A 24,137-nucleotide genomic window follows, 5' to 3' on the forward strand; every position below is an offset into this window, starting at 1 on the left:
GGGCAGCACCATGGCACGCGCATTCATCCTGGTGCTGGATTCATTGGGCATCGGCGCCTTGCCGGATGCCGACAAATTCGGCGACACCGGCGCCAACACGCTGCTGCACATCGATCAGCATTGCGCCAACGGCCACGCCAATACCGGACGCGACGGCCCGCTACAAATTCCAGTGTTGCGTCAACTAGGGTTGGGGCACGCGCTGCGCCTGGCCAGCGGCGCATCGCTTTGCGGAGAAGATGGCCCGGCCATCGGCGCATGGGCGGCAGCCCGAGAAGTCAGTCGCGGCAAGGACACACCTTCCGGCCACTGGGAAATGGCCGGCGTTCCCGTCACCTTCGAGTGGGGTGTCTTTGAGCAAGGCGCGGACGGACGCTGCTTCCCCCAAGCGCTGATGGAGCGGATCGCCACCCGCACCGGGATCAACGGCTGGCTGGGCGATTGCCACGCATCGGGCACAGACATCATCCGACGGCTTGGCGAGCAGCACATGCAAACCGGCTGGCCCATCGTCTACACCTCGGCGGATTCGGTCTTTCAGGTGGCGTGTCACGAAGACACGTTCGGGCTGGAACGGCTGTACGCGCTGTGCGAGATCATCCGCGAAGAAATCGACCCTTGGCGGGTTGGGCGCGTGATCGCCAGGCCGTTTGCCGGCGATGGCGCTGAGACGTTTCAACGTACCCACAACCGCCGCGACTACACCACCCCTCCGCCCTCACCCACTGTGCTGGACACACTCTGCGCAGCGGGCGGTCATGTTGTCGGCATCGGAAAAATTGCCGACATCTTCGCTCACCAGGGCATCAGCCAGACCATCAAGGCGTATGGCACGGATGGCCTCTTTTCTGCAACGCTGGAGCAGGTCGCACAGGCCCCCGAGCGCAGCCTCGTCATGACCAACTTTGTGGATTTTGATCAGAGCTTCGGGCACCGCCGAGACATTGCCGGCTATGCGCGAGAGCTGGAGTTCCTGGACGGGCTGCTTCCCCGCCTACTGGCGGCCTTGCGCGAGGATGACCTGCTGATTCTCACCGCAGACCATGGCTGCGACCCGTCCTGGCCCGGATCGGATCACACCCGCGAGCACGTCCCGGTGTTGCTGTTCGGGCAACGCATCGCCCCCGGTTCGCTTAGGGTTCTGGATTCTTTTGCGGACATCGGACAAACCGTGGCGACATGGCTGAAATTGCCCCCGATAGACCATGGGCGGTGCCTACTCGCTGCATGCACCGCTTGAAGTCGTACTGACCACAACAATCAAAAACAAGAATCCCCAACGGAGGAGAGAGACGTGCGCAACATCAGGAGCATCGCCTATTTGGCATCGGTTCCGGCTGCGCTTCTAGCGACCAGCCCGGCACAGGCGGAGCAGCGCTCCGGCTTTGCCAATATCAGCGTCAATTATCTGGCCTGGAACCACACACCGAGTTTTTCCCGCGACGACTTCGTCTATGTCGAACTGGAAGGCGGCAGCACCTATAACTGGGGCGAGTTGTACGGATTTATCGACCTTGAAAACGTTGAGAAATCCGGTGATCGCTATTCGATCTATCCCAAGGGGCAGATTCGGTACTACCTGAACAACAACGAAAAGGGCAACGGCTGGAACCTGTTTGCACAGGTCAAGGCGCCCGCTGCCAAAAGGTTTCACGAATACAGCAATGTGTTCGGCGTGGGTTACAACATGGACGTCGGCCCAGTCCGATTCAGACCGTTTATCGGGGCGCTCTACACCAACGCCAGTTCAGGCTTTGCCGGCTGGAACGGTTATCAGCTTGGCTGGGCGGCAATCTGGCCTTTCCAGGTGGCCAGCAAATCGTTCAGCCTTTCCAACTGGAATGAATACGACTTCGCCAGAAAGCAGGCCTATCGCCCCGGAAAATCCCCTCACTACAGCCTAAATGGCGCACTGGCGCTGACGTGGAATGTGACGAAGAACTGGGCGGTCGGTGCGAAGTATCGGTATGCATGGAACACCCTCGGCGCTGAAGGCTTAACCGATGCCTATATCGCCACCCTGCGCTACAACTTCTGACTAGGCACGGAGAGCGATCATGCATATCAGGAACCGGCTGAAGTTTCTGTCGTTCATGCAGTATTTCGTGTGGGGAAGCTGGGTCGTCACGCTGGGCTCCTACATGATCAACACACTGGGTTTCAATGGCACCCAGGTGGGTAGCGTCTACAGCACCAAGGGCATTGCGGCCATCATCATGCCGGGCTTGCTTGGCATTGTTGCCGACAGGCTCATCCCCGCAAACTGGTTGTATGTGGCTTGCCATCTGGCCAGTGCCGCCACGCTCTTTATTGCTGCGGGCACGGGGGATCCAACCACCATGTTCTGGGTCATGCTGATCAACATGATGGCATTCATGCCGACCATGTCCCTGCTCAATACCATCTCCTATTACTGCCTGGAGAAGAATGGGCTCGACACGGTGACTAACTTTCCCCGCATCCGGGTATTCGGCACGGCGGGGTTCATCATGGCAATGTGGGCCATCAGCCTGCTCAGGTTTGAACTAAGCAGCGTGCAGCTTTATATCGCTTCCGGGGCCTCCTTACTGCTGGCGCTGTACGGGCTGATGTTCCTACCGCGTGTTCCGGTGGCAGCCCGCGCGCGCGCAGGCCAAACAACGCTGGCCAGCAAGCTGGGGTTGGATGCGCTCGTGCTGTTCCGTCAGCCCAAGATGGCGGTGTTCTTCCTGTTTGCCATGCTGCTGGGCGCGGTCCTGCAAATCACCAATACCTTTGGCAATCCGTTCCTGCACGACTTCGCGCGCAACCCGCTCTACCAAGGCAGCCTGGTCGTGCAGTATCCGTCGATGCTGCTGTCGATCTCGCAGTTTTCGGAGATCGTCTTCATCCTGACGATTCCGTTCTTCCTCAGAAAGTTCGGCATCAAGACCGTCATGATCATCAGCATGCTGGCCTGGACATTGCGCTTTGGCTTTTTTGCGCTAGGCGATCCATCGGCCACTGGCACCGTGCTACTGGTGCTGTCGATGGTGGCGTATGGCTGCGCATTTGATTTCTTCAATATCTCGGGTTCCATCTTCATTGAAAAGGAAGTGGGCAGCGCCATCCGAGGTAGCGCGCAGGGGCTGTTCATCACCACGGTCAATGGCATTGGCGCATTCGTGGGTGCAAGGATCAGCGGCATCGTGGTGGACAGCTACGCCAACAGCGGCGTGCGGAACTGGTCGGCCATCTGGTCTGTGTTTGCGGCCTACACGCTGATCCTGGCAGTGGCCTTCTTCGTTTTGTTCCGCTACAGGCATGTGCCACACGGCAACGCGCTGGGGTTGGCACCAGGCAGACCACCTGCAGCACATTGATATCTCCGATTAGGCAGCCTGTTTTGGCTTTGGTCGTCGCTTGAACTAGCGTTGGAACGCGTGGGTATGGCACAGAAAATTGATCTGCCAATCTCACGCGATCCGACTAACGCCCAAAGGAAAATCTGCATGTCTGATATCAAGGGAACTTTCACCGATGTGGATCGCGCCATGGACCGAGCATCGGACATGGCAACCAGCGCGTATTGCCAGGGGACATTCAGCGTTGGCGGAAACATGCTCGATGCCCGTGGCGATGAGTTGCACGCCCTGCACAACACCGTTGTCGTCGACGGCATCACGCACGACCCGACCGCCCACGGTGAACGCCAGCTTGTGGACTGGTATTACGAGCAGGTCGCCAATGGGACCCTAATGCCGCCACCGGAGGACATCACGATCGTGACGTCGCTCGACCCGTGCTGTATGTGTACGGGCTCGATCCTAACTGCCGGATTCCGCGCGGTGGTGGGCGCCTATGATGACTACGCCGGCATCAACTACGATTTTCGGGCTGAGTTCCCATCGCTATCACCAGAACTCCAGGCAAAGGCCAGGGCAACCTTCAGCTACCCCGAAGTCGATGGAGACAAGTGTTTTTCCCGACCAGCAACGGGCGCATCGTTACCAGAGTTCTTCACCGATCAGACCGTGTCACAGCACAATGTGGCACTGTGCAAGACCCTGTTCGAGGCCACCGTCGGCAGTGTCAAGGAGACGATCAATACCGATCTCCCCCAACATGAGTTGCGGGACCCGGCCGATCTGGAAGACACGGATCCTCTGGTGGTGGCACTCCGAGATATCTATCCGGATGCATTGAAGTATGTTGCACCGTCACGCGGCACGCCGGACGAAGGGCTTGCACGGTACCTACTGGATACGGCCCGACTGGATATCGCGCAAGGCGGAAACGGCAATGCTGTTGCCATGCTGGATTGGTTTGGAAATCTGCTGATGTGCCTTCCAGGCAACCTGTCGCGTTCTCCCATCCTGACAGCCTTCATGCAGACGACCCGGGCGTATGCACAATTGCGCGAGCGATTGATCAAGAATCCATCCGTTGGCGAACAAAAGACCCGGCAGTATCTGGGGCACCCAAAGTATGGCGTCTTTGTTTTCATCAACGGCCCGGATGATTCCTCGCAGAGTCTGGTTGATCTGGGCGCCTATGGATCAACGATGGAAGGACCGGTACCACCCGAAAACCCGATTCCTTTCCAATATGTGATTCCGACAATGGAGCCAACGGCATTGACCGCTTATTGCCAGAAGCTTCCCCCGCTCTATAGCGCATCCGTTGTTGTCAGGCCCAGGCAGGTGGAAAGCACGGCGTTGATCGAAGCCATGACCAACGCATTGTTGCGATAGTCACCCACTGCGGGCAACAACCGGGCTGGCATTCAGATCAAGCCGGCCCGGCATCCGTAAATTCTCAAACGAGCTATCAATCCCGCGCCACCCGCAACGCCCGCCCCAACGCCCCACACCGCAGCGCAATCTTGGCCGTATCCGCCCGCAGCGCCTGCAGACGCCGCTCCAGCAGGTGCATGGCGGACAGCGAATCCGCTTCCGTCGCCGCGTCGACCATGCGTGAACGCGCCGCCTGATCGGCAAAGTCGGCGGCGCCGAGTTCCTGCGTATCACGCGGGCGCACGCCCCAACCGCCTTCGTGCACGGCCTGGTCGAAACGTTCCTTGGCACGAGTGAGACTCTCCAGCGCGGCTTCGGCGGTCTGTTCGACCAGGGCGCGGGTGTCGGCTTCGTCCAGTTCCTGCGCGCGCTGGCGCACCAGAATACGGACCGCTGCAACATGCGCGGCCACCAGGTAGTTCTGGACGATGAAGCGGTTCAAGTTATCCACAGCGCGGTGGCGGCTCTTGGGCTCGTCCAGCATGCGCGCGAAGGCGGAGATCAACCCGGTCAGCGATTCCATGTACTGCTTGCGCTGCACGCGGTAGGCGAAGTCATCTTTGAGCGTGCCGAGCAGCAGTTCGCGCGCGGCTTCGATAAAGCGCCGGTTGGTGCGCAGCACGTCGTCCACCAGCTTGGGCAGGTTGCGGTATTCCCAGCTCGGCAGCACGTAGCTGAAGGCGGTGGCGATGGCCGCGCCGATCAGCGTATCGACCAGCCGCTCGCCGATGGCATCTTTACTGCCCGGCAGCAGCAGGTTGATCTGGATGAGCACCTGCACGCACGCCGCGATGGCCGTGTAGCGATAGCGCACCGTGACGAACGCCGCGCTGGCCGCGGTCAACAGGTAGAGAACGCCCATCAGAATCCACGTGGAATGGATGAAGCGCAGAATCACCGCCGCAATCACGCAGCCGATGAGCGTACCCAGCACCCGGTCGAAATTGCGCTGGCGCGTCATGCTGAACGTCGGCTTGAGGATCACGACGATGGTCAGCAACACCCAGTAGCCGTGCGATGCATACGGCAGGTGGTCGGCAATCCAGAGCCCGGCGGCGACCGCCATCGAGATGCGCAGCGCAAAGCGCAGCACCGGCGAGCGCCACGTCAGCTCTTCCAGCACCAGCCGCAGTTCGTACTTCTGGCGCGTGAGGAACGGCGTCATGTCGGGGCGCAGCAGCACCTGCGACAGCTCCACCGGCGTGGCCGTGGCGGCATGCAGCTGCGCCAGCAGCCGGATCGCGCCGCGCACGGTGGCCACAGACTCCTCCAGCGCGGCAAAGGCTTCCAGAGGAACGGCGTGGTGCCCGTGCTGCAGCTCGTCGAGCGCCGTGTCGATGGCGCTCATCTCCTGCTCATACGACATCGGCGTGGGCGATGGTCGATCGCGCCCGACGGCATAGGCCACGGCTTCGATATCCAGCCGCATCTTTTCGATCACGCCATGCAGCAGGCGCAAGATCTCGGCGTCGGCCAGGTATTGGCGCAGCAGCGGGTAATCGGTGTTGGACGACAGCAGGTACTCGTAGATATCGAGCATCCGCATGTGGATCTGCACGAGGCGCCCGTCGCTGGCGGTGCGGTTGTCGCGGAAGACAAAATCGCGCGCCACCTGCTGCTTGTCGGCCACCGAAATCTGCTGGCGCACGAGCAGGTTGAACTGCTCGTCGAAATCCTTGGAGGCATCGTAGAAGCCAGCCTTGCGCTCGACGTAGACGGCCAGTTCGTACAGGCACTCGGCCAGCACCTGCTCCTTGATGCGGCGCCGCTGCGCCCAGGCCAGCGCCAGCGCAAACGCCATATAGCCGATGGCGCCCAGGAAGAACTGCAGCGTGTGCTCAACCGCCTCGCGGAAAGCGAATTCCTCCGTAAAGGTGAGCGTCATGACGAACAACGCTGCAAATTGCAGCGGCATCGTCTTGTTGCCGTAGGCCACCATCATGCCGGCCAGGAAGGTGACCAGCACGATCACCACCGGCAGGATCGTGGTGTATGGGGTGACCACGGCCACGATAAAGGTGATGACAGTCGTCAGCAGCACGCACGCCAGCATCTCGTTGAACTTGTGCCGCGGTGGACTGGGCAAGTCCATCTGGCTGGTACACAGCGCACCGATCGACACCACCATCGCGCCCTGCAGGTCCATCACCCGCAGTGCGAGCAGCGTCAGGCCGATCACGCCGGTGGCGGTGCGGATGCCGCGCGAGACGTAATGGCTATACAGGAAGGTGCGTGGATCGTGGACGTAATCCATCGGATCAGGCTACGCGAGTCACGCCGACTTGCCGCGCGCCACTTTGCGCGCCGCCGCCCGCTTGCCCAACCACGCTGAACGCAGCGGCGACGGCTCCGAGGCCAGCGCCAGCGTGAACTGCGGCGTGGTGTCGGTGGCGAGCGTCACGTCCAGTTGCATCAGCTCGTCGCGGCGGAACACATGCACGGACACGGTATCGCCGGCGCGATGGCGCGTGAGCGTCTTGTCGAGTTGGCCAGCCGGTACACGCAAGCCGTCCACTGCGACGATCAGGTCGCCGGCAGACAAGCCGCCGCGCTGCGCCGGGCTGCCGTCGAACACCTGCTGCAGCTTGACGAAACCGTTCTCGGTGCCGGTCTTGACGCCCAACGCGAGCGCCGACTCGGCGGCCTTGCGCGTGGCGCTCACGCCCATCGCCTTGAAGAGCGCCGGCAGCGGCAGATCATCCCGCCCTTCGGTCAGTTGGCGCACCAGCGTGCGCAGGCGCACACCGGTGGTCTCTTCCATCAGGGTGATCAGCCCGGCTTCGGTCACGCCGCGCTGCGTGTGACCAGCGGCATAGAAATCGCGGCCGTAGGTGACCCACAGGGCGCGCATCACGTCATCGAGTGAGCGTTCGCCGTCGGTTTGCGTGCGGATCGTCAGGTCCAGCGCCAGCGCCACGAGCGAGCCCTTGGTGTAGTAGCTGACGATGGCGTTGGGGGCGTTCTCGTCCTGGCGGTAGTACTTGGTCCACGCGTCGAACGAGCTTTCGGCCACGCTCTGCTTCAGGCGTCCGCTGCCGCGCAGCACGCCATTCCACGTCTTGGCGAGCATCTCCAGATACTGCGCCTCGGAGATCAGGCCCGAGCGCACCAGCATCAGGTCGTCGTAGTAGCTGGTGAAACCTTCGAACAACCACAGCAGCGGCGTGTGCACCTCGCGGTCGAGCGCGTACGGCACGAAGGTGGCCGGCTTGATGCGCTTGACGTTCCAGGTGTGGAAATACTCGTGGCTGACGAGGCCGAGGAAGGTGCGGTAGCCCTCGGTGGTCTCGTCGCGGCCGGTCACGGGCAGATCGCCGCGCGCGCACATCAGCGCGGTGCTGGCGCGGTGCTCCAGGCCGCCGTAGCCGTCGGTCGTCACCATCGTCATGAAGACGTAGCGTCGGTTGCTGTCGAGGAACGGCGCGGTGGCCGTCTGCGGCTCGAACAGGCGGATCTGCGCTTCGCAGATGCGCTTGAAGTCGCGCGCGATGCGTTCTAGGTCGAGGTTCGGCACACGGCCGGTGAACACGGCGTCATGCTGCGCGCCGCAGGCCTCGAACGAGACCAGCTCGAACGCACCCATCTCGACGGGGTGATCGATCAACTCGTCGTAGTCGGCCGCTTCATACCAACCGAAGCCGTAGCGCTTGGCGCCGGCCTTTCCGTTGATGCGGCCCGTGGCTTCGCGCAGTGCGGTGGCGACACGCCAGCCCTTGTGGGCATCGCCGGCGGGCGGCTGGATGTCGACCAGGCAACGCTGGTCTTCCGCGCCGTCCACCCGCAGGAAGACCGACGTGCCGTTGAAGAAGCCGTGCGTGGCGTCCAGATGCGCGGCGCGCACCGACAAATCCCACGCATAGACGTCGTATGAAACCGTCAGCGGCCCGGTGCATGGGGCGGCCCACCACGTGTGCTTGTCGACCTTGGTCAGGCGCACCGGCCGGTCAGCGGATGCGGCCTCGATCCGCACGATGTTGCGTGCGAACTCGCGAATCATGTAGCTGCCGGGAATCCACGCCGGCAAGGAGAAACGCTGGCCTTGGCTGTCAGGCGAATCCACCGTGACGGTGACGGTGAACACATGCGCCTCGGGCGCGGCGGGGGCGATGGTGTAGCGGATCGGCTTCATGGCGGACATTGTAGCGTTGCCGTCGCACGGTGCCGCAGCCAAATCGGGCCGCCAGCCGACGGGTTGAGCGAGCGCCGCAAGAAAAAAGCGCCGGATGAACCGGCGCTTTCTGTGTGCGATTGACGACCTCTGATTTACGACTTCTTCATCGCGGCGAACTTACGCTCCAGCGTGGCCGCATCGATCAGCCCCGGCGCACGGGAACCATCCGGAAAGATGATGGCCGGCGTGCCCGTCACGTTGAGTTGCTGGCCGAGCTTCAGGTTGGCTTCCAGCGGCGTATCGCAGGTGCCGGCGCCACCCGGGGCGGTCTTGGCGGTCATCCAGTCGCGCCAGGCCTTGGCACGGTCGGCGGAACACCAGATCTGCTTGGCCTTGGTGTTGGAGTCTTCCGACAGGATCGGGAACAGGAAGGTATAGACGGTGATGTTGTCGACCTGCGTCAGCATCTGCTCGAGCTTGTGGCAGTACGGGCAGTTCGGGTCGGAGAACACGGCGATCTTGCGTGCGCCATTGCCCTTGACCCATTTCACGGCGCGGTCCAGCGGCAGGTCGGCCCACTTCACGCGGTTGATCTCGGCCAGGCGCTCTTGCGTGAGGTTGGTGGCGGTCTGCGTGTCGAGCAGGTCGCCGTTCAGGACGTAGCGGCCGGTGGCATCGGTGTAGACGACCTGGCTGCCGAGGTTGATCTCGTACAGGCCAGCCAGCGGGGACTTAGCAACGCCCTTGATGTCGACATTGGGGCCCAGGGCCTTCTGCACGCTGGCCTTGACCTTCTCCAGGGCGGGCTCGGCGGCACCGGCGCTCAGTACATAACCCGCACCAATCGCTGCCACAGCCACCGCAGAGGCGATGGCCGCCACCCGAATACGAAACGACATAACAACTCCTGAAACCCCAGAAAACGCTGATGATGCCCGAGAAATGCCTCAGCCCAGCGCGTGCTTGATGAGTAAGCGTTTGATGAATGGCGTCATGCCCACCAGCGCCAAGCCCGCGTTGCGTACCGTGCGGGGCAGCGCGCCCGGCAGGGCGAACAGCTTGTGCAGACCATCGGTGGCGGCCGTGAGCGAAAGCAGGTCTTCGCGGCGGGCACGCTCGTAACGGCGCAGCAACCTCAGATCGCCATGATCGCGCATGGTTTCACGTTCCGCCATTACCTTGCCGATTTCGGACACATCCCTAAGACCCAGGTTCATGCCCTGCCCGGCCAGCGGATGGATCACATGGGCCGCATCGCCCACCAGCGCCACGCGCGGCGCAACCACTCGGCTGGCGTGCTGCAGCACAAGCGGGAAACCCTGCGCGGGCGTGATGTTCGACAGGCGCCCAAACCGCGCGGCGATTGCGCCACCTGCGGCAGCTTCCACGGCACGGCACAGCGCATCGGGCGACAACGCAAGCAGTTCGCGGGCGTGCGCCTCATCGGCCGACCACACCATCGAGACGCGGCGGTCGGGCAGCGGCAGCATGGCGAGGATTTCGCCGCGCGCCGGGGTGTTGTCATCGGCGGCGGCCACATCTGCGGCTGAAGTGCCGAGGAACCACTGCCACGCGGTGTCCTGATGCCAGTGCTCGGCCTGGAAGTTGGCGACCACGCCCAGTTGGCGATACGGCTTGGCCTCGGCCTGGATGCCGGCCTGCTCGCGTACCCAAGAGTGCTTGCCGTCGGCGCCGACCACGCATTCGGCGCGGATCACCTGCCCATCGGCCAGGGTGAGGCGCACAGCGTCGGCCTCCATTTCGAAGCCGGTGGCGGCGTGCGGGAAGGTCTGCACGGTGTGGGCGAAGCGCAGCGCGGTTTCCAGCGCGCGTTCGACCAGCGACGACTCGGCGATCCAGGCCAGTTGTGGCGCGCCGGCGGCGTAGGCGGAGAAATGCAGATCGGGCTGAGCGTGCTCGCCGCGGGCGGCTGCGTCGTCGCCGAAGATACGCATGTCCTGCACGGGCTGTACGCGCGTCATGTCGAGCGCGGGCCAGATGCGCAATTGCTCCAGCAGCGCCTGCGAGCTGGACGAAAACGCGTAGACGCGCGCATCCCAGGCGTCCGGGCCGACGAGTGCCGACGCCGGCGCGGGGGGCGCAATGTGCGCGACCCGCAAGCCGATCTGCGCCAGACGCAGGGCGCAGGCACGCCCGACGATACCGCCGCCCACCACGGCCAGGTGGTAGGCCGGGGCTGCCTTGGAAGAGGAAAACGCGGGTGTATTCATGGTGGGGCCGATTATAGCGGCGGGGGGTATTGCGGCTTTGTGTCGGCGCAAATGTGTCGCGACAGACACGTAACGGCCGCATTCACCGCTTAGTGTTGACCCCTACCTGGCCTCGTGCGCGATGCATGCATCACGCGAACCCTTTGCTGCGCTGAGCGCATATTCGGGCCGCCGAAGTGCCATCCGCATCGCATAAGTGCCACCCCCTTCGCTTGGCCGCAAACCCGCGAAGTGACGCCATTTTCACCTTCGGGCGAGCGCTCAAGTCATCGCGCGGGATGGACGATAAAAATGGGGTAATTCGACGTTTTGACCCGGGTGGCCCGCCGATACAGTGCGGGTTCGATCCACGCTTTTTCCATCGTCATGTGGACCTTTTCTGAACGCGCCGGCGCATCGCTGTCTCTCCCGCTCTCGCTCGTTGCGCTGCTCGCTGTGACAGGCTGCGCGCAATTGCACACCCAGATGCCGGCGACCTCCGCCGCCCGCACCGCGCCCACCAGCGAGGTGATGAGCTTCACCATCCCGCCCGACGCGCTGGGCGCGCACGACCCGCAGCTGACGAGCGTGCTGACCAAGGCCGGCGCGCTGGCCGCCGCGCAAAAGCGCCCAGCAACGATCCAGGTGGCGGCGCTTACGCAGGATTTCCGCTACCTGAACCAGGCGCTGTGGAATGGCGTGCCGGCGCAGCGCGCCAACTACGTTCGCCTGGAAAACCTGACCGTCAGCGCCAGCCAGCCCTACAGCGTGACGATCCGCACGCAGGATTAAGAGGAACGTCATGCGTATGACCCATCTGCTCTTCCCGCTCACCGTCGGCCTGCTGGCGGTACCGGCCGCCTCGGCATTCGCCGCGCCGCCCGAAGCATTGATGCCGGCGACAGCCGCTGCGCCCGACAAGGTCTATCCGCCCCTGCCCACACTGGCGATGCTGCCGCCAGGCGGCGGCGCAGAGGTCGAAGCCGCGCCTGCGGCCCACGCACGCGGCAGCAAACGCAAGGTCGTGACCACCCAGTGGCGCAAGGCGACCGAGCCGGTGCCGCGCATGGTGGTGTCGGAGGCATCGCACACGTATCTGGCCGGCATCGAGCGCCAGCTCGAAGTGGCCATACAGAAGTAATCCCACAACTTGCCCGCCGGAACCGCCATGCCCATCGCCCACATCCACCGCAACTGGCGCCAACTTGGCGTGGCATTGATGCTGGCACTTGGCAGTCTGGCTGCGCATGCGGCGGCAGGCGATTGCTTCGAGCAGGCCGGCGGCTACCAGGGCGTGAACCCGACGGTGCTACGCGCGATCGTGTGGTTTGAATCGAAGGGCAATGCCAGCGCAGTGCACCGCAACGCCGACGGCTCAGTCGACATCGGGCAGGCGCAGATCAACTCGATCCACTTCAGCACGCTGGCGCGCTACGGCGTGCCACGCCACGCGTTGACCGACGCGTGCGTGAACGTGTTCGTGGCGGCGTGGCTGCTCAAGCAAAAGATGGTGCGTCATGGAAACACGTGGCGGGCCATCGGCGCCTACCACTCCGAGACGCCCGCGCACCGCGACGCCTATGCGCGCAGCATCCAGCGCGTGCTGCTGTCGTGGGGAGAATTGCGGGCCGACCGCTGAACTGGGTTCGGCCCCTGACCGGCGGATTGGCGGATCAGTAGTAGGAAACCGTCGCGTACGCCTGGCGCGCACCAATGGAGCGGCGCGGGCCGCTGGCCAGGCGGGTCAACGCATCCTGGCGCGGGCAGACCAGCGCGCGTACACGGGCGTCGTTGGCCAGGATGCGCATCATCAGATCGCGCTTGCGCTGCAGCTCCTCTGGCGACAGGGCCGAACGCTGGCCATGGCCCAGCCGCTCCATATAGGCCGCGCATTCACGTTCCAGCGCGCTCACGCCGTCCCAGTCGCCCATCTCCGCGGCGTCGACCATCTCTTCCGACAAGCTGGCGATCGCCTCGTAGCAGGCGAACAGGCCGGCGTTGTCGGAAACCGTATCGATCGAGCGGGCGGCGGTGGCGACGGTCCAGGACATGCTGTGCTCCAGAATCTTGTTGTTTGCCAGAACCCTGCAATAGGCATGCCCGGCCCATGCGCAGCCGCTTCGCTCGGTCGCAAAATGGCGGCCAAGCCTTTGCCGGCTTGGCTTCGCAGAATACGGAGCGATGCCGTCAGCCCCCCGCTATCCACCCGAAAAACCGCCGCTGCGAACGAAGTTGTTACGTTTCTGGAACGTAACGCGTAACGCGTCCGTTACGCCCTCGCGCACACACGCCGCAACTGCCTTGCCTCTCGGAAGACGCTTTCTAGAATGAGGACATAGCGCCGCTCCTGCCATGCAGAAGTGGGCTGTCCGCTTGTCATCGATACGGCTGACATCTTCCGTACCTCCATCCGGGCACAGCCCTGTGGCGCCCTCGCCCACTGCAACCCCATGGAGGCAACGATGAGCTATCACCTGGAAGGCCGCTTGCTGGAAGTCTGCAATTGCCGCGTCCTCTGCCCGTGCTGGATCGGTGAAGACCCGGATTTCGGCACCTGCGACACCATCGTCGCGTGGCACATGGACCGCGGCACCATCGACGGCGTCGATGTGTCCGGCTGCACCATCGCCGCTGTCGCGCACGTGCCCGGCAACATCCTGGAAGGCAACTGGACGGCCGCGATCTTCCTCAACGACAGTGCCACCGACGAGCAGGAGAAGGCGCTGCTCAAGGTCTATACGGGCCAGGCCGGCGGCCCGATTGCGGAGCTCGCCAAGCTGATCGGCAAGGTGGTTTCGGTCGAGCGCGCGCCCATCACGTTCGACATCGTCGGCGCCAAGGGCACGCTCAAGATCGGGGCCGACTACTACGCCGAACTTGAACCGTACGTCGGCCCGACCGGCCAGCAGACCACGCTGTCGGATACGGTGTTCTCCACCGTGCCCGGCGCGCCGGTGTTCGTGGGCAAGGCGCCGGTCTACCGCTCGAAGAACGCGGATATCGGCATCAACGTCGACATCCAGAACCACAACGCGCTGCAGAGCACCTTCTTGTTCGACGCCTGAGCGGCGGCGGCCATGCGCGTCGCAGCATCCCGCCATCAACACGTCTTCCTGCCGGTGCTGGCCGGCCTGGTGACGCTGGCCTGGCTCACGTTGTGGCTGTGGGCGCGCAGCCCCTATGGCCGCTATCTCGATCATGGCGACTGGACAGCGTCCGGCCCGGCGGCATGGTTGTGCCGGGCCGTGCCGGCGGGTTCGCTCGTGGTGCCGGCGGCGCTCTCCGCGCTGGCCTGGTCGCTGATGATCCTGGCGATGATGCTGCCGACCACGTTGCCGCTGTTCCAGGCCTTTGACCGCGTGGTTGCGGGGCGGCCGGATCGCCAGCGTCTGCTGACCTGGCTGGGCGTGGGCTATCTGGCTGCCTGGAGCGCGTTCGGTCTGCTGGCGCACGGACTACACGCAGTGCTGCTCGCGGGGGTGGCGCGGGTGCCGCTGCTGGGCTGGCATGGCTGGCTGATCGGCGCGGCCACGCTGGCGGGGGCGGGCGCGTTTCAGTTCAGCGCACTGAAGTATCGATGCCTGGACCAGTGCCGTTCGCCGCTGAGCTTCGTCATCAGCCATTGGCACGGCCCCGCGCCGCAGCGGCAGGCGTTCATGCTGGGCTTGCGCCACGGCCTCTTCTGCGTGGGGTGCTGCTGGGCCTTGATGCTGCTGATGTTCGTGGTGGGCGCGGGCAGCCTCGGCTGGATGCTGGTGCTGGCGGCCGCCATGGCCATCGAGAAGAATGTTTCATGGGGGAGACAGGTGTCCGCGCCGCTCGGTGTGGCCTTGCTGGCCGGGGCAGCCTTGCTCGCCGCTACCCATCTTTGGGGCAGCGCACCCATCACCTGAAACCACCTTGGACCCGCCCCCCAACAGCCAACTCGCCCTGCGCACAGTGCTGCTCACCAGCATCACGATGGTGGCGTTTGCCTCCAACTCGCTGCTGTGCCGACTGGCGTTGCAGCACGCGGCCATCGATGCGGCGAGCTTTTCCAGCATCCGGCTGGTATCGGGCGCAGTCATGCTGGCAATCCTCGTGCGGGCCGGCTCGGCCAAAGCGCCAAAGGCACGGGTGGACTGGCTTGCCGCTGCCATGCTGTTCGCCTACGTCGCATTCTTCTCGTTTGCGTATCTCACCTTGAGCGCGGCCACGGGCGCGCTGATCCTGTTCGGCGCAGTGCAGCTCACCATGCTGGGCGCGGGCCTGGCTGCGGGCGAGCGGTTCGAGCCGCTGGGCTGGCTGGGCTTTGCGCTGGCGCTGGGTGGGCTTGTCTACCTGGTGTCGCCCGGCGTGACGGCGCCGACACCGCTGGGCGCCGCGCTAATGACCGTGGCCGGCGTGGCCTGGGGCGTGTATTCGCTGCGCGGGCGGGGGCTCGACAATCCGCTGGGCGCCACAGCGGGCAACTTCCTGCATGCCGCACCCATGGCGCTCGCCTTGAGCGTGGTGCTCTACAACCAAGCCCATGCCAGCCCGGCCGGCATCCTGCTGGCGCTGGCCTCCGGCGCGGTCACCTCGGGCATCGGCTACGTGATCTGGTACGCGGCGCTCAAGGGGCTGACAGCGATCCGCGCGGCGGCGGTGCAGTTGTCGGTGCCGCCCATTGCAGCGTTCGGGGCGGTGCTGTTCCTGGGCGAGCCGTTGACGCCACGCTTGGCGGCGGCATCGGCGGCAATCCTCGGCGGCATCGCCCTGGTGCTGGCGAGCCGCACGCAGCGCAAGCGCGCCGAGGCCGCATCCCAGGGCTAAGCGCACCCCGGAGCGGTTACAATCACGGGTTTCCAGCCCTGCCTGCCCGATGGTGCGTGACGGGGCCAACTCCTTGATTCCAAAGCCTTTACCATGAGCCTCCAATGCGGCATCGTCGGTCTGCCGAACGTCGGCAAGTCGACCCTGTTCAATGCCCTGACCAAAGCCGGCATCGCCGCCGAGAACTACCCGTTCTGCACGATCGAACCCAACGTGGGCGTGGTGGAGGTGCCGGACGCGCGCTTGGCCGCGCTGTCCGAGATCGTCAAACCCGAGCGCGTGCTGCCGGCGGTGGTCGAGTTCGTCGACATTGCAGGCTTGGTGGCAGGCGCATCCAAGGGTGAAGGCCTGGGCAACCAGTTCCTCGCCAACATCCGTGAAACAGACGCCATCACCCACGTCGTACGTTGTTTCGAAGATGAAAACGTGATCCACGTGGCCGGCAAGGTCGACCCGATCGCCGACATCGAAGTCATCAACACCGAACTCGCACTCGCTGACCTGGCTACGGTGGAAAAAGCGCTGCAGCGCTACACCAAGGCCGCCAAGTCGGGCAACGACAAGGAAGCCGCCAAGCTGGTCGCCGTGCTGGAAAAGGCCCAGAAGGTGCTGGACGAAGCCAAGCCCGTGCGCGGCCTGAACCTGACCGACGAGGAATGGGCGACGATCAAGCCGCTGTGCCTGATCACCGCCAAGCCGACCATGTACGTCGCCAACGTGCGCGAAGACGGCTTCGAGAACAACCCGCATCTGGACGCCGTGCGCAACTACGCTGCGCAGACGAATTCGCCGGTGGTGGCCGTGTGCGCCGCCATCGAAGCCGAAATCGCGGATCTGGATGACGCTGACAAGGCGGAATTCCTGGCCGACATCGGCATGGAAGAGCCGGGCCTGAATCGCGTGATTCGCGCGGCGTTCAAGCTGCTGGGCCTGCAGACCTACTTCACGGCCGGCGTGAAGGAAGTGCGCGCCTGGACGATCCACATCGGCGACACCGCCCCGCGCGCTGCGGCCGCCATCCATACCGACTTTGAACGCGGCTTCATCCGCGCCCAGACGATTTCGTACGACGACTTCATCCAATACAAGGGCGAACAAGGCGCCAAGGAAGCCGGCAAGATGCGCGCCGAAGGCAAGGAATACATCGTCAAGGATGGCGATGTGTTGCACTTCCTGTTCAACGTCTGATCAGGCGAGCGCAACAAAAAAAAGCCCCGCAGTGCGGGGCTTTTTCATGGGCGGCGGCCTCTATAACACCTTGCACAAAAACTCTCGCGTGCGCTCATGCGTCGGGGGCATGACGAGAAAGAGAAAGGCGGTTGATCGCCCTCAGCCGCCTTTGGAAAAGCGCCGGCCGGCTCCCCCCAGGACCATCGAAACACGCCACCGACTCAGCGCCAAACCGGGCGAAAACCCACGCCCCGCGCGCCAACGGCCGTTGCAACGTACGCGCTACCGAGCATCACTTTTTTACACGCCAAGCCGGTCGACGAGGGGAGCGAGGTCGGCCTGCGGCATGCGCCCCGCCGCCAATCACAAGGGGCGGGCACGCCGCTTGCTGCGTAAGCGGGAGATACGCTGTGCCGCCCCGATGGGCGCAGCGCGCCAGTTCGGCGCCTCCCGCCTTCCACCATGAGTCAGTTTCCGCCCATGATCGCCGACGTCGATGCCTCCGCCGAGCAGCTCGACCGCGATGCCACCATCCAGTCGCGCGGCGTACTGCTGTGCCTCTCCGAGCCTGACCTGTGCGTCCGCCAGGCCAGCGAAAACCTGGAATCTGCGCTCGGCACGCCGCTCGCGCAGGCGTTGTATGCACCCGTCGAACAGGTGATCGGTGCGGCTGGCCGGCAGGTGCTGGCACGTGCCTTGGGCGGGCACCGCATCGACAACCTCCCCTTGTATTTTGGCACCTTGCAAACCCCGCGCGGCCAGGCGCTCGATGCCGTCATCCACCGGCATCGCGGCGTGCTGATTCTCGAGCTGGAGCCGACCACACAGCCGGCGGACGGCGCCTTTGCTTCGATGTATCCGCTGGTGCGGACCTTTGTCAGCAGCCTGCAGGCCGTCAGCCGGGTCGACACGTTGGCGGAGCTGGCTGCCCGCGAGGTGCACCGCCTGACCGGCTTTGGCCGCGTGGCGGTCTATCGCTTTGATGCCGATGGCTCGGTGCGTGTGCTGGCCGAAGCCCGCGACGCGACGTATGACTCGCTGCTCGGCGTGCACCTGCCCGGCACGGACCTGACGCCCGAGATCCGCGACATGTACGGCCGCAACCCGTTGCGCCTCGTGGCGGACATCGACGATGCGCCGGTGCGGCTCGTCCCGGCCCGGGAGCCTATCTCGGGGCGAGCCACCGATCTGTCCTATGCCGGCCTGCGCGCCGCATCCAACAGTCAGCGGGAGACCATGCGCCGCATGGGCGCCATGGCTTCGCTCACCTTGGCGCTGACCGTGCGCGGCCGGCTCTGGGGCTTGGTCGCCGGCCATCACGCCACACCGCGCACGCTGTCGTTCGAGGTGCGCCTGGCGTGTGAGCACCTCGCGCAGATCTTGTCGCTGCAGATCGAGGCCAAGGAGGACCGGGAGGAGATCGCCCACCGGCTGGAACTGCGGCGCATCCTGGTGCGGCTGCTCGCGGCGATGGCGGATCGCGACAATTTCCAGGATGGCTTGCTGGAACATCCGGCCGATCTGCTGCGTTTTGCCTCGGCCAGCGGCGTGGCCATCGTGCGGCGCGGCGAATGCACGCGCGTGGGCGCCACCCCCGACGCCGACAGCATCCTCCGCCTGACCGAATGGCTGGCACGCGAACACCCGCGCGAGATCTTCCACACCAACCGGTTGTCCGCCGTGTACCCGGGCGGCGCGGCGCTGTTGCCGCAGGCGGGAGGCGTGCTGGCCGTGCAGGTGTCGCAACTGCACCGGCATTACGTGCTGTGGTTCCGCCCTGAAGCCCCGCACACCGTGCGCTGGGCGGGTGGCACTCCCGGGCCCGCCGTTGACCATCACGCCGCGCCGGTGCTCGGCGGCACGCATCACTGGCAAGAACACATCGCGCACACCTCGCGCCCGTGGCGGCCGAGCGAGCTGGAGACGGTCGCCGAATTCCGCTACGCCGTCCAAAACATCGTGCTGCGCCGCGCCGAGGAAGCCGCCGAACTCGCTGGCGAACTGCGCCGCGCCAATCGCGAGCTGGAGGCCTTTTCGTACTCAGTCTCGCACGATCTGCGCGCACCGCTGCGCCACATTGCCGGCTATGCGGAGTTGCTGGGCGAGATGGAGGGTGACCATGTATCCGCGCGCGGGCGGCACTTCCTGCAAACGATTTCCGATTCGTCACGCTTTGCCGGCAAGCTGGTGGACGACTTGCTGACCTTCTCGCAAATGGGCCGAGGGGCCTTGCGTCTGGCTGACGTTGACCTCAGCCAGCTCGTACGCGGCCTCGCGCGTGATCTTTCCGCCGAGGCGCAAGACCGCCAGATCGAATGGGACATCGCCACCCTGCCGGTGGTACGGGCCGACCCAGCCTTCCTGCAACTGGCGGTGCGCAACCTGCTCTCCAACGCCGTCAAATACACGCGCGACCGTGTCCCGGCGCATATCCGCATCGATGCCGAGCAAAGCCCCAGTGAAACCATCGTGCGCATTGCCGACAACGGTGTGGGGTTCTCGATGGAATACGTGGGCAAGCTGTTCGGCGTGTTCCAGCGGCTGCACCGCATGGAGGAATTCGAAGGCACCGGCATCGGCCTGGCCAATGTGCGGCGCATTGTCGAGCGCCATGGCGGGCGCGCCTGGGCCGAAGGCGAGCTTGGCCGCGGCGCCACGTTCTACTTCGCCCTCCCGCGCACGCCCGCGCAGCAAGGGCCGGTCGACGCCGGTGCCCGCACCCTCGTCACCCCCATCACCCCAGCCGCCTGATCGCTCTTTCCATGCCAAAAGCCATCATGCTCAAACCCATCCTGCTCGTTGAAGACAACCCGAACGACCTCGAGCTGACCCTGCTGGCGCTGGAGCGCAGCCAGCTTGCCAACGATGTGGTCGTCACCCGCGATGGCGCCGAGGCGCTGGACTACCTGCATGCGCGCAGTACCTACGCAGGCCGCGTCCCCGGCAACCCTGCCGTCGTGCTGCTCGACTTGAAGCTGCCCAAGGTGGACGGGCTAGAGGTGCTGGCCAACATCCGCGCCACGCCTTCGCTCAAGAGCCTGCCGGTGGTCATGCTCACCTCGTCACGCGAAGAGACCGACTTGCTGCGCAGCTACGAACTGGGCGTCAACGCCTATGTGGTCAAACCGGTGGAATTCCGCGCGTTTGTGGACGCCATTGCCGACCTGGGGGTGTTCTGGGCGGTACTCAACGAACCACCGCCGGGGTCCACGCGCACCCGCCGCGCCGCACAGGCCGCGGGCTAGCCCGCCCCTCTGGAGCCCCTCGCCGTCATGCCCAACCTGCAATTGCTGCTGGTCGAAGACAACCCGCTCGATGCGGAACTCACCCGCGCGCGGCTGGAGACCGCCAACCTGCCCGCCGACACGGTCCTGGTCGACAACGAAACCGACTTCATCGCCCAACTCAGCGGGCGCACCTTCGACGCCATCCTGGCCGACTACATGCTGCCGCAGTTCACCGGCGCGGAGGCGCTGGACATTGCGCGACGCATGGCGCCACAGACGCCGTTCATCTTCGTGTCAGGCGCCCTGGGTGAGGAGCACGCCGTCGACATGCTCAAGCGCGGCGCCACCGACTACGTGATCAAGCAACGCCTGCAACGCTTGCCGGTGGTGCTGCTACGCGCCCTGGCCGAAGCCGCCGAACGGCGCCAGCGCATTGCCGCCGAAGCCGCCCTGCGCGAAACGGAAACGCACTTCCGTCTGCTGATCAACGCGCTCAAGGAGCACGCCGTGCTGTCGCTCGACCCGCAAGGCATCGTGCGCACGTGGAACGCGGCCTCGCACGGCATCCTGGGTTATGCGCGCGAAGACATCCTCGGCAAGTCGGCCGAGATCCTGTACCCGCAGGCTGCGCGCGAAGCGGGTGACTTCCGGCGCAAGCTCGAGCGCGTGCGGCAGGAAGGCAGCATCAGCGACGACCGCTGGATGCTGCGCAAGGACGGCACACCGTTCTTTGCGTCCAGCGTGGTCACCGCCATCCACAACGAGGCGGGCCAGTTGATCGGCTTCTCCAAGATCATCCGCGACGCCACCGAAGAACGCATGGCCGCCGACGCCCTGCGCCGCGCCAAGGAAGAAGCCGAGACCGCCAACCACGCCAAGGACCACTTCCTCGCCGTGCTCTCGCACGAGCTGCGCACGCCGCTCACACCCATCCTGACAGCCGTGCATCTGCTCGAGCTGCGCCAGGATCTGCCGGCGACGGTGGTGGCGCAACTGGAAGTCGTCCGCCGCAACGCAGAGTTGGAAGCGCGCCTGATCGACGACCTGCTCGACATCACCGGCATTGCGCACGGCAAGCTGGCCGTGAGCTTTGCGCCGGTCGATCTGTACCCGCTGCTGGAAAGTACGCTGGAGATGTCCCGCAGCGACATGCAGATCAAGCGTCTGTCGCTCAAGACACGGTTCGAAGCGCGGCGCAGCCGGCTGTTTGCCGATGGCGCGCGCATCCAGCAGGTGATCTGGAACCTGGTGCGCAATGCGGTGAAGTTCACGCCGGCTGGCGGCGCCATCGAAGTGCGGGTGTGGAACCCGGGGCCCACCACCGTGGCGGTGGCCGTCAAGGACACCGGCATCGGCATCGAACCGGAAGCGCTGCCACGCATTTTCTCGGCGTTCGAACAGGCCGATGCGTCAATCACACAACGCTTTGGCGGACTGGGATTGGGCCTGGCGATTGCCCATGCGCTGGTGCAGAAACACGATGGCACGCTCACTGCCGAAAGCGCGGGCCGGCACCAGGGCGCGACCTTCACGCTCATGCTGCCGGTGGCGGCCGAACTGACCCAGCCGGAAACCCCGCCGGCGCCCCCTATGCCGCGTACCCAAGCCACGCGCGGGCTACACGTGTTGCTGGTGGAAGACAACGCCGACACCGCGGAAGCCATGGGGCAAGTGCTGGAACTGCTGGGTCATACCGTCACCGTGGCCAATGGCGCACAGACCGCCATGCAGGCCGCCGAATCCGGGACCTTCGACCTCCTCATCAGCGATATCGGCCTGCCGGACGGCAGCGGCCTAGACGTGGTGCGTGTCTTTGCCGAGCGCCAGGCAGCACCGTCGATCGCCATTACGGGCTACGGCATGGAAGAAGACATCGCCCGCTGCCGGGAGGCGGGCTTCACGGATCACCTGACCAAACCCGTGGACTTCAAGCGCCTTGAACGGCTGCTGGTCGGCTACCTGGCCGCCCGCGATGCCGGCGCGACCCAGGCCAGTGCCAGCTGACGCGGCGCGCCAGAATGCCGCACCGCAACCACGATCCCTAGCGACGCAACAAACCCCAAGCCGCGGGGACCAGCATGGCGCCCACCACGGCGGCGGTCCACGCCATGATCTGCCCATCGGCGTAGAGGTGCGCGAACTGGCCGGCGTAGTAGCCAACCAACGCGCCAATCGCGCCCGTCAGCAGCGCCGCCAGCCACCCCAGGCGCATGCCAGCCGGATGTAGCCACCGTGCTGCCACGCCCACCGCCAGCCCGATCCAAAGCGGCCCGAACCACCCCATTGCCATTCTCCGTAACGCTGTATCCACGTAATGGACGCGTACCTTAGCGCAAGGCGGCGCGGAAGGCCACGGCAGGGCGGCGCCGCGTCGCGTGATGCATAACCTACATTCGCCGATTCACCCGCACCGCGTTTGACCTGCCTCCTGTCGAGGTGGAGGGCCGGCGTTATAATTCACCCGGCTCAAAATTCGTGCCGTCCCCATCCAACCGGCCGCCCCACATGCAGTTGCTGACCCTCGGAATCAACCACCACACGGCGCCGCTTTCCCTGCGCGAGAAGGTGGCGTTTCCGCTCGAGCAGGTCGGGCCCGCACTGGGCACGCTGCGTCAGCATCTGCCGCACCTGAAGAGCACGGCCGAAGCGGCCATCCTCTCCACCTGCAACCGCACCGAGATCTACTGCGCCACCGACGGCAACCTGCCCGAAGCGACCGCGCACGAGCACGCCATCCGCTGGCTGGCACAGCACCACAACATCGACCCGGGTGAACTGGCGCCCCATGTGTATTCACTGGGCCAATCGCTGGCCGTGCGTCACGCGTTTCGCGTGGCCAGCGGGCTCGATTCCATGGTGCTGGGCGAGACGCAGATCCTCGGCCAGATGAAAGACGCCGTGCGCACCGCCACCGAAGCGGGCGCCCTGGGCACGTACCTGAATCAGCTATTCCAGCGCACCTTTGCGGTTGCCAAGGAAGTGCGCGGCACGACGGAAATCGGCGCGCATTCCGTGTCGATGGCCGCTGCCGCCGTGCGACTGGCCCAGCGCATCTTTGAATCGATTGCCGAGCAGCGCGTGCTGTTCATCGGCGCCGGCGAGATGATCGAGCTGTGCGCCACGCACTTCGCCGCGCAGATGCCGCGCGAGGTCGTCATCGCCAACCGCACGCTGGAGCGCGGCGAAAAGCTCGCCGAATCGCTGTCGAACCAGGGCCTGAACGCCCGCGCCGTGCGCTTGGCCGAACTGCCGACCAAGCTGGCCGACTTCGACATCGTCGTCTCGTGCACGGCCAGCACGCTGCCCATCATCGGCCTGGGCGCCGTTGAGCGCGCCATCAAGCAGCGCCGCCATCGCCCGATGTTCATGGTCGACCTGGCCGTGCCGCGCGATATCGAGCCCGAAGTCGCGCGCCTGTCCGACGTGTTCCTCTATACCGTGGACGACCTAGGCGCCATCGTGCGCGAAGGCAACGCACTGCGGCAGGCCGCCGTGGCGCAGGCCGAGGCCATCATCGAGACGCGCGTGCAGAACTTCATGCACTGGATCGATGCGCGCAGTGTGGTGCCCATCATCCGCGATCTGCACGCGCAGGCTGAAACCCTGCGCCAGGGTGAGTTGGAGCGCGCGCAGCGCATGCTCGCGCGCGGCGACGATCCGGCACTGGTACTCGAAGCGCTGTCGCAGGCGCTCACCAAGAAATTCCTCCACGGCCCGACCCATGCGCTCAACCACGCGCAGGGCGAGGGCCGCGAACAGCTCATCGACTTGCTGCCGGCGCTGTTCCGCCAGTCCAGCCACTCCGAGCGCTAGCGGCGCCTTGTCCGCACGCGCCCATCCGTGGCGCACATTCCGGCGCAACCGTCTGCGC

21 protein-coding genes are annotated in these 24,137 nt (G+C 64.9%); 15 read left to right on the forward strand and 6 right to left on the reverse strand.

What is annotated here, in order from left to right; genetic code table 11:
- Positions 1 to 10 precede the first annotated feature (10 nt).
- From ACS7SF_RS06825 to ACS7SF_RS06840, 4 genes are all read left to right on the forward strand, one after another.
- Positions 11 to 1,240 carry a phosphopentomutase gene (locus ACS7SF_RS06825; RefSeq protein ID WP_439892270.1) on the forward strand — a complete coding sequence of 410 codons (1,230 nt, stop codon included), beginning with the start codon at positions 11 to 13 and terminating at the stop codon, positions 1,238 to 1,240.
- A 54-nt stretch (positions 1,241 to 1,294) separates the two neighbouring features.
- The gene (locus tag ACS7SF_RS06830; RefSeq protein WP_439892271.1) at positions 1,295 to 2,038 is read left to right on the forward strand and encodes an outer membrane protein OmpK; all 744 of its coding nucleotides are present in this window, start codon (positions 1,295 to 1,297) and stop codon (positions 2,036 to 2,038) included.
- Positions 2,039 to 2,057: 19 nt separating this feature from the next.
- On the forward strand, positions 2,058 to 3,341 hold the full coding sequence (locus tag ACS7SF_RS06835; protein WP_439892272.1) for a nucleoside permease: 1,284 nt from the start codon (positions 2,058 to 2,060) through the stop codon (positions 3,339 to 3,341).
- A 129-nt stretch (positions 3,342 to 3,470) separates the two neighbouring features.
- On the forward strand, positions 3,471 to 4,712 hold the full coding sequence (locus tag ACS7SF_RS06840) for a nucleoside deaminase (protein WP_439892273.1): 1,242 nt from the start codon (positions 3,471 to 3,473) through the stop codon (positions 4,710 to 4,712).
- Positions 4,713 to 4,788: 76 nt separating this feature from the next.
- Here ACS7SF_RS06840 and ACS7SF_RS06845 read toward each other — a convergent pair whose 3' ends face one another.
- The 4 genes from ACS7SF_RS06845 to ACS7SF_RS06860 form a co-directional block, all read right to left on the reverse strand.
- Entirely contained in the window at positions 4,789 to 7,008 is a 2,220-nt protein-coding gene (locus tag ACS7SF_RS06845; RefSeq protein ID WP_439892274.1) for an FUSC family protein, read from the reverse strand.
- Positions 7,009 to 7,026: 18 nt separating this feature from the next.
- Positions 7,027 to 8,883 (reverse strand): M61 family metallopeptidase, encoded by a 1,857-nt coding sequence (locus ACS7SF_RS06850; protein ID WP_439892717.1) that lies wholly within the window; start codon positions 8,881 to 8,883, stop codon positions 7,027 to 7,029.
- Between the two features lie 134 nt (positions 8,884 to 9,017).
- Positions 9,018 to 9,764: a DsbC family protein gene (locus ACS7SF_RS06855; RefSeq protein WP_439892275.1), complete on the reverse strand. Its 747-nt coding sequence runs from the start codon at positions 9,762 to 9,764 to the stop codon at positions 9,018 to 9,020.
- A 48-nt stretch (positions 9,765 to 9,812) separates the two neighbouring features.
- A complete protein-coding gene (locus ACS7SF_RS06860) occupies positions 9,813 to 11,096 on the reverse strand; it encodes a UbiH/UbiF family hydroxylase (protein ID WP_439892276.1) in 1,284 nt (427 codons plus the stop codon).
- Between the two features lie 366 nt (positions 11,097 to 11,462).
- Here ACS7SF_RS06860 and ACS7SF_RS06865 point away from each other — a divergent pair, with 366 nt between their 5' ends.
- From ACS7SF_RS06865 to ACS7SF_RS06875, 3 genes are read left to right on the forward strand one after another with little or no spacing between them, the layout of a single operon-like run.
- A complete protein-coding gene (locus ACS7SF_RS06865; protein ID WP_439892277.1) occupies positions 11,463 to 11,867 on the forward strand; it encodes a hypothetical protein in 405 nt (134 codons plus the stop codon).
- Positions 11,868 to 11,877: 10 nt separating this feature from the next.
- Positions 11,878 to 12,216: a hypothetical protein gene (locus ACS7SF_RS06870; protein WP_439892278.1), complete on the forward strand. Its 339-nt coding sequence runs from the start codon at positions 11,878 to 11,880 to the stop codon at positions 12,214 to 12,216.
- 27 nt (positions 12,217 to 12,243) lie between these two features.
- Positions 12,244 to 12,714: a lytic transglycosylase domain-containing protein gene (locus ACS7SF_RS06875; protein WP_439892279.1), complete on the forward strand. Its 471-nt coding sequence runs from the start codon at positions 12,244 to 12,246 to the stop codon at positions 12,712 to 12,714.
- A 34-nt stretch (positions 12,715 to 12,748) separates the two neighbouring features.
- On the opposite strand, the gene ACS7SF_RS06880 is transcribed toward ACS7SF_RS06875, so the two are convergent.
- Entirely contained in the window at positions 12,749 to 13,126 is a 378-nt protein-coding gene (locus tag ACS7SF_RS06880) for a flagellar protein FliT (RefSeq protein WP_439892280.1), read from the reverse strand.
- A 411-nt stretch (positions 13,127 to 13,537) separates the two neighbouring features.
- Here ACS7SF_RS06880 and ACS7SF_RS06885 point away from each other — a divergent pair, with 411 nt between their 5' ends.
- From ACS7SF_RS06885 to ACS7SF_RS06915, 7 genes are all read left to right on the forward strand, one after another.
- Entirely contained in the window at positions 13,538 to 14,140 is a 603-nt protein-coding gene (locus tag ACS7SF_RS06885; protein WP_439892281.1) for a DUF1326 domain-containing protein, read from the forward strand.
- Positions 14,141 to 14,152: 12 nt separating this feature from the next.
- The gene (locus ACS7SF_RS06890) at positions 14,153 to 14,968 is read left to right on the forward strand and encodes a DUF2182 domain-containing protein (RefSeq protein ID WP_426395220.1); all 816 of its coding nucleotides are present in this window, start codon (positions 14,153 to 14,155) and stop codon (positions 14,966 to 14,968) included.
- 67 nt (positions 14,969 to 15,035) lie between these two features.
- Positions 15,036 to 15,869 carry a DMT family transporter gene (locus ACS7SF_RS06895; protein ID WP_439892718.1) on the forward strand — a complete coding sequence of 278 codons (834 nt, stop codon included), beginning with the start codon at positions 15,036 to 15,038 and terminating at the stop codon, positions 15,867 to 15,869.
- A gap of 93 nt (positions 15,870 to 15,962) precedes the next feature.
- Entirely contained in the window at positions 15,963 to 17,057 is a 1,095-nt protein-coding gene (ychF, locus tag ACS7SF_RS06900) for a redox-regulated ATPase YchF (protein ID WP_439892282.1), read from the forward strand.
- A 444-nt stretch (positions 17,058 to 17,501) separates the two neighbouring features.
- Complete coding sequence (locus tag ACS7SF_RS06905) at positions 17,502 to 19,790, forward strand: ATP-binding protein (protein ID WP_439892283.1); 2,289 nt, start codon at positions 17,502 to 17,504, stop codon at positions 19,788 to 19,790.
- Between the two features lie 26 nt (positions 19,791 to 19,816).
- Complete coding sequence (locus ACS7SF_RS06910) at positions 19,817 to 20,284, forward strand: response regulator (protein WP_439892719.1); 468 nt, start codon at positions 19,817 to 19,819, stop codon at positions 20,282 to 20,284.
- Between the two features lie 27 nt (positions 20,285 to 20,311).
- Complete coding sequence (locus ACS7SF_RS06915; RefSeq protein ID WP_439892284.1) at positions 20,312 to 22,270, forward strand: response regulator; 1,959 nt, start codon at positions 20,312 to 20,314, stop codon at positions 22,268 to 22,270.
- A gap of 37 nt (positions 22,271 to 22,307) precedes the next feature.
- Here the strand turns inward: ACS7SF_RS06915 and ACS7SF_RS06920 are convergent, their stop codons facing one another.
- Complete coding sequence (locus ACS7SF_RS06920) at positions 22,308 to 22,550, reverse strand: GlsB/YeaQ/YmgE family stress response membrane protein (protein ID WP_439892285.1); 243 nt, start codon at positions 22,548 to 22,550, stop codon at positions 22,308 to 22,310.
- A 221-nt stretch (positions 22,551 to 22,771) separates the two neighbouring features.
- On the opposite strand from ACS7SF_RS06920, the gene hemA reads away from it, so the two are divergent.
- Positions 22,772 to 24,079 (forward strand): glutamyl-tRNA reductase, encoded by a 1,308-nt coding sequence (hemA, locus tag ACS7SF_RS06925; RefSeq protein WP_439892286.1) that lies wholly within the window; start codon positions 22,772 to 22,774, stop codon positions 24,077 to 24,079.
- The last annotated feature ends 58 nt before the right edge of the window (positions 24,080 to 24,137 follow it).

The sequence above is a fragment of the Ralstonia sp. 25C genome (genome assembly GCF_051904805.1).
Classification (GTDB): Bacteria; Pseudomonadota; Gammaproteobacteria; order Burkholderiales; family Burkholderiaceae; genus Ralstonia.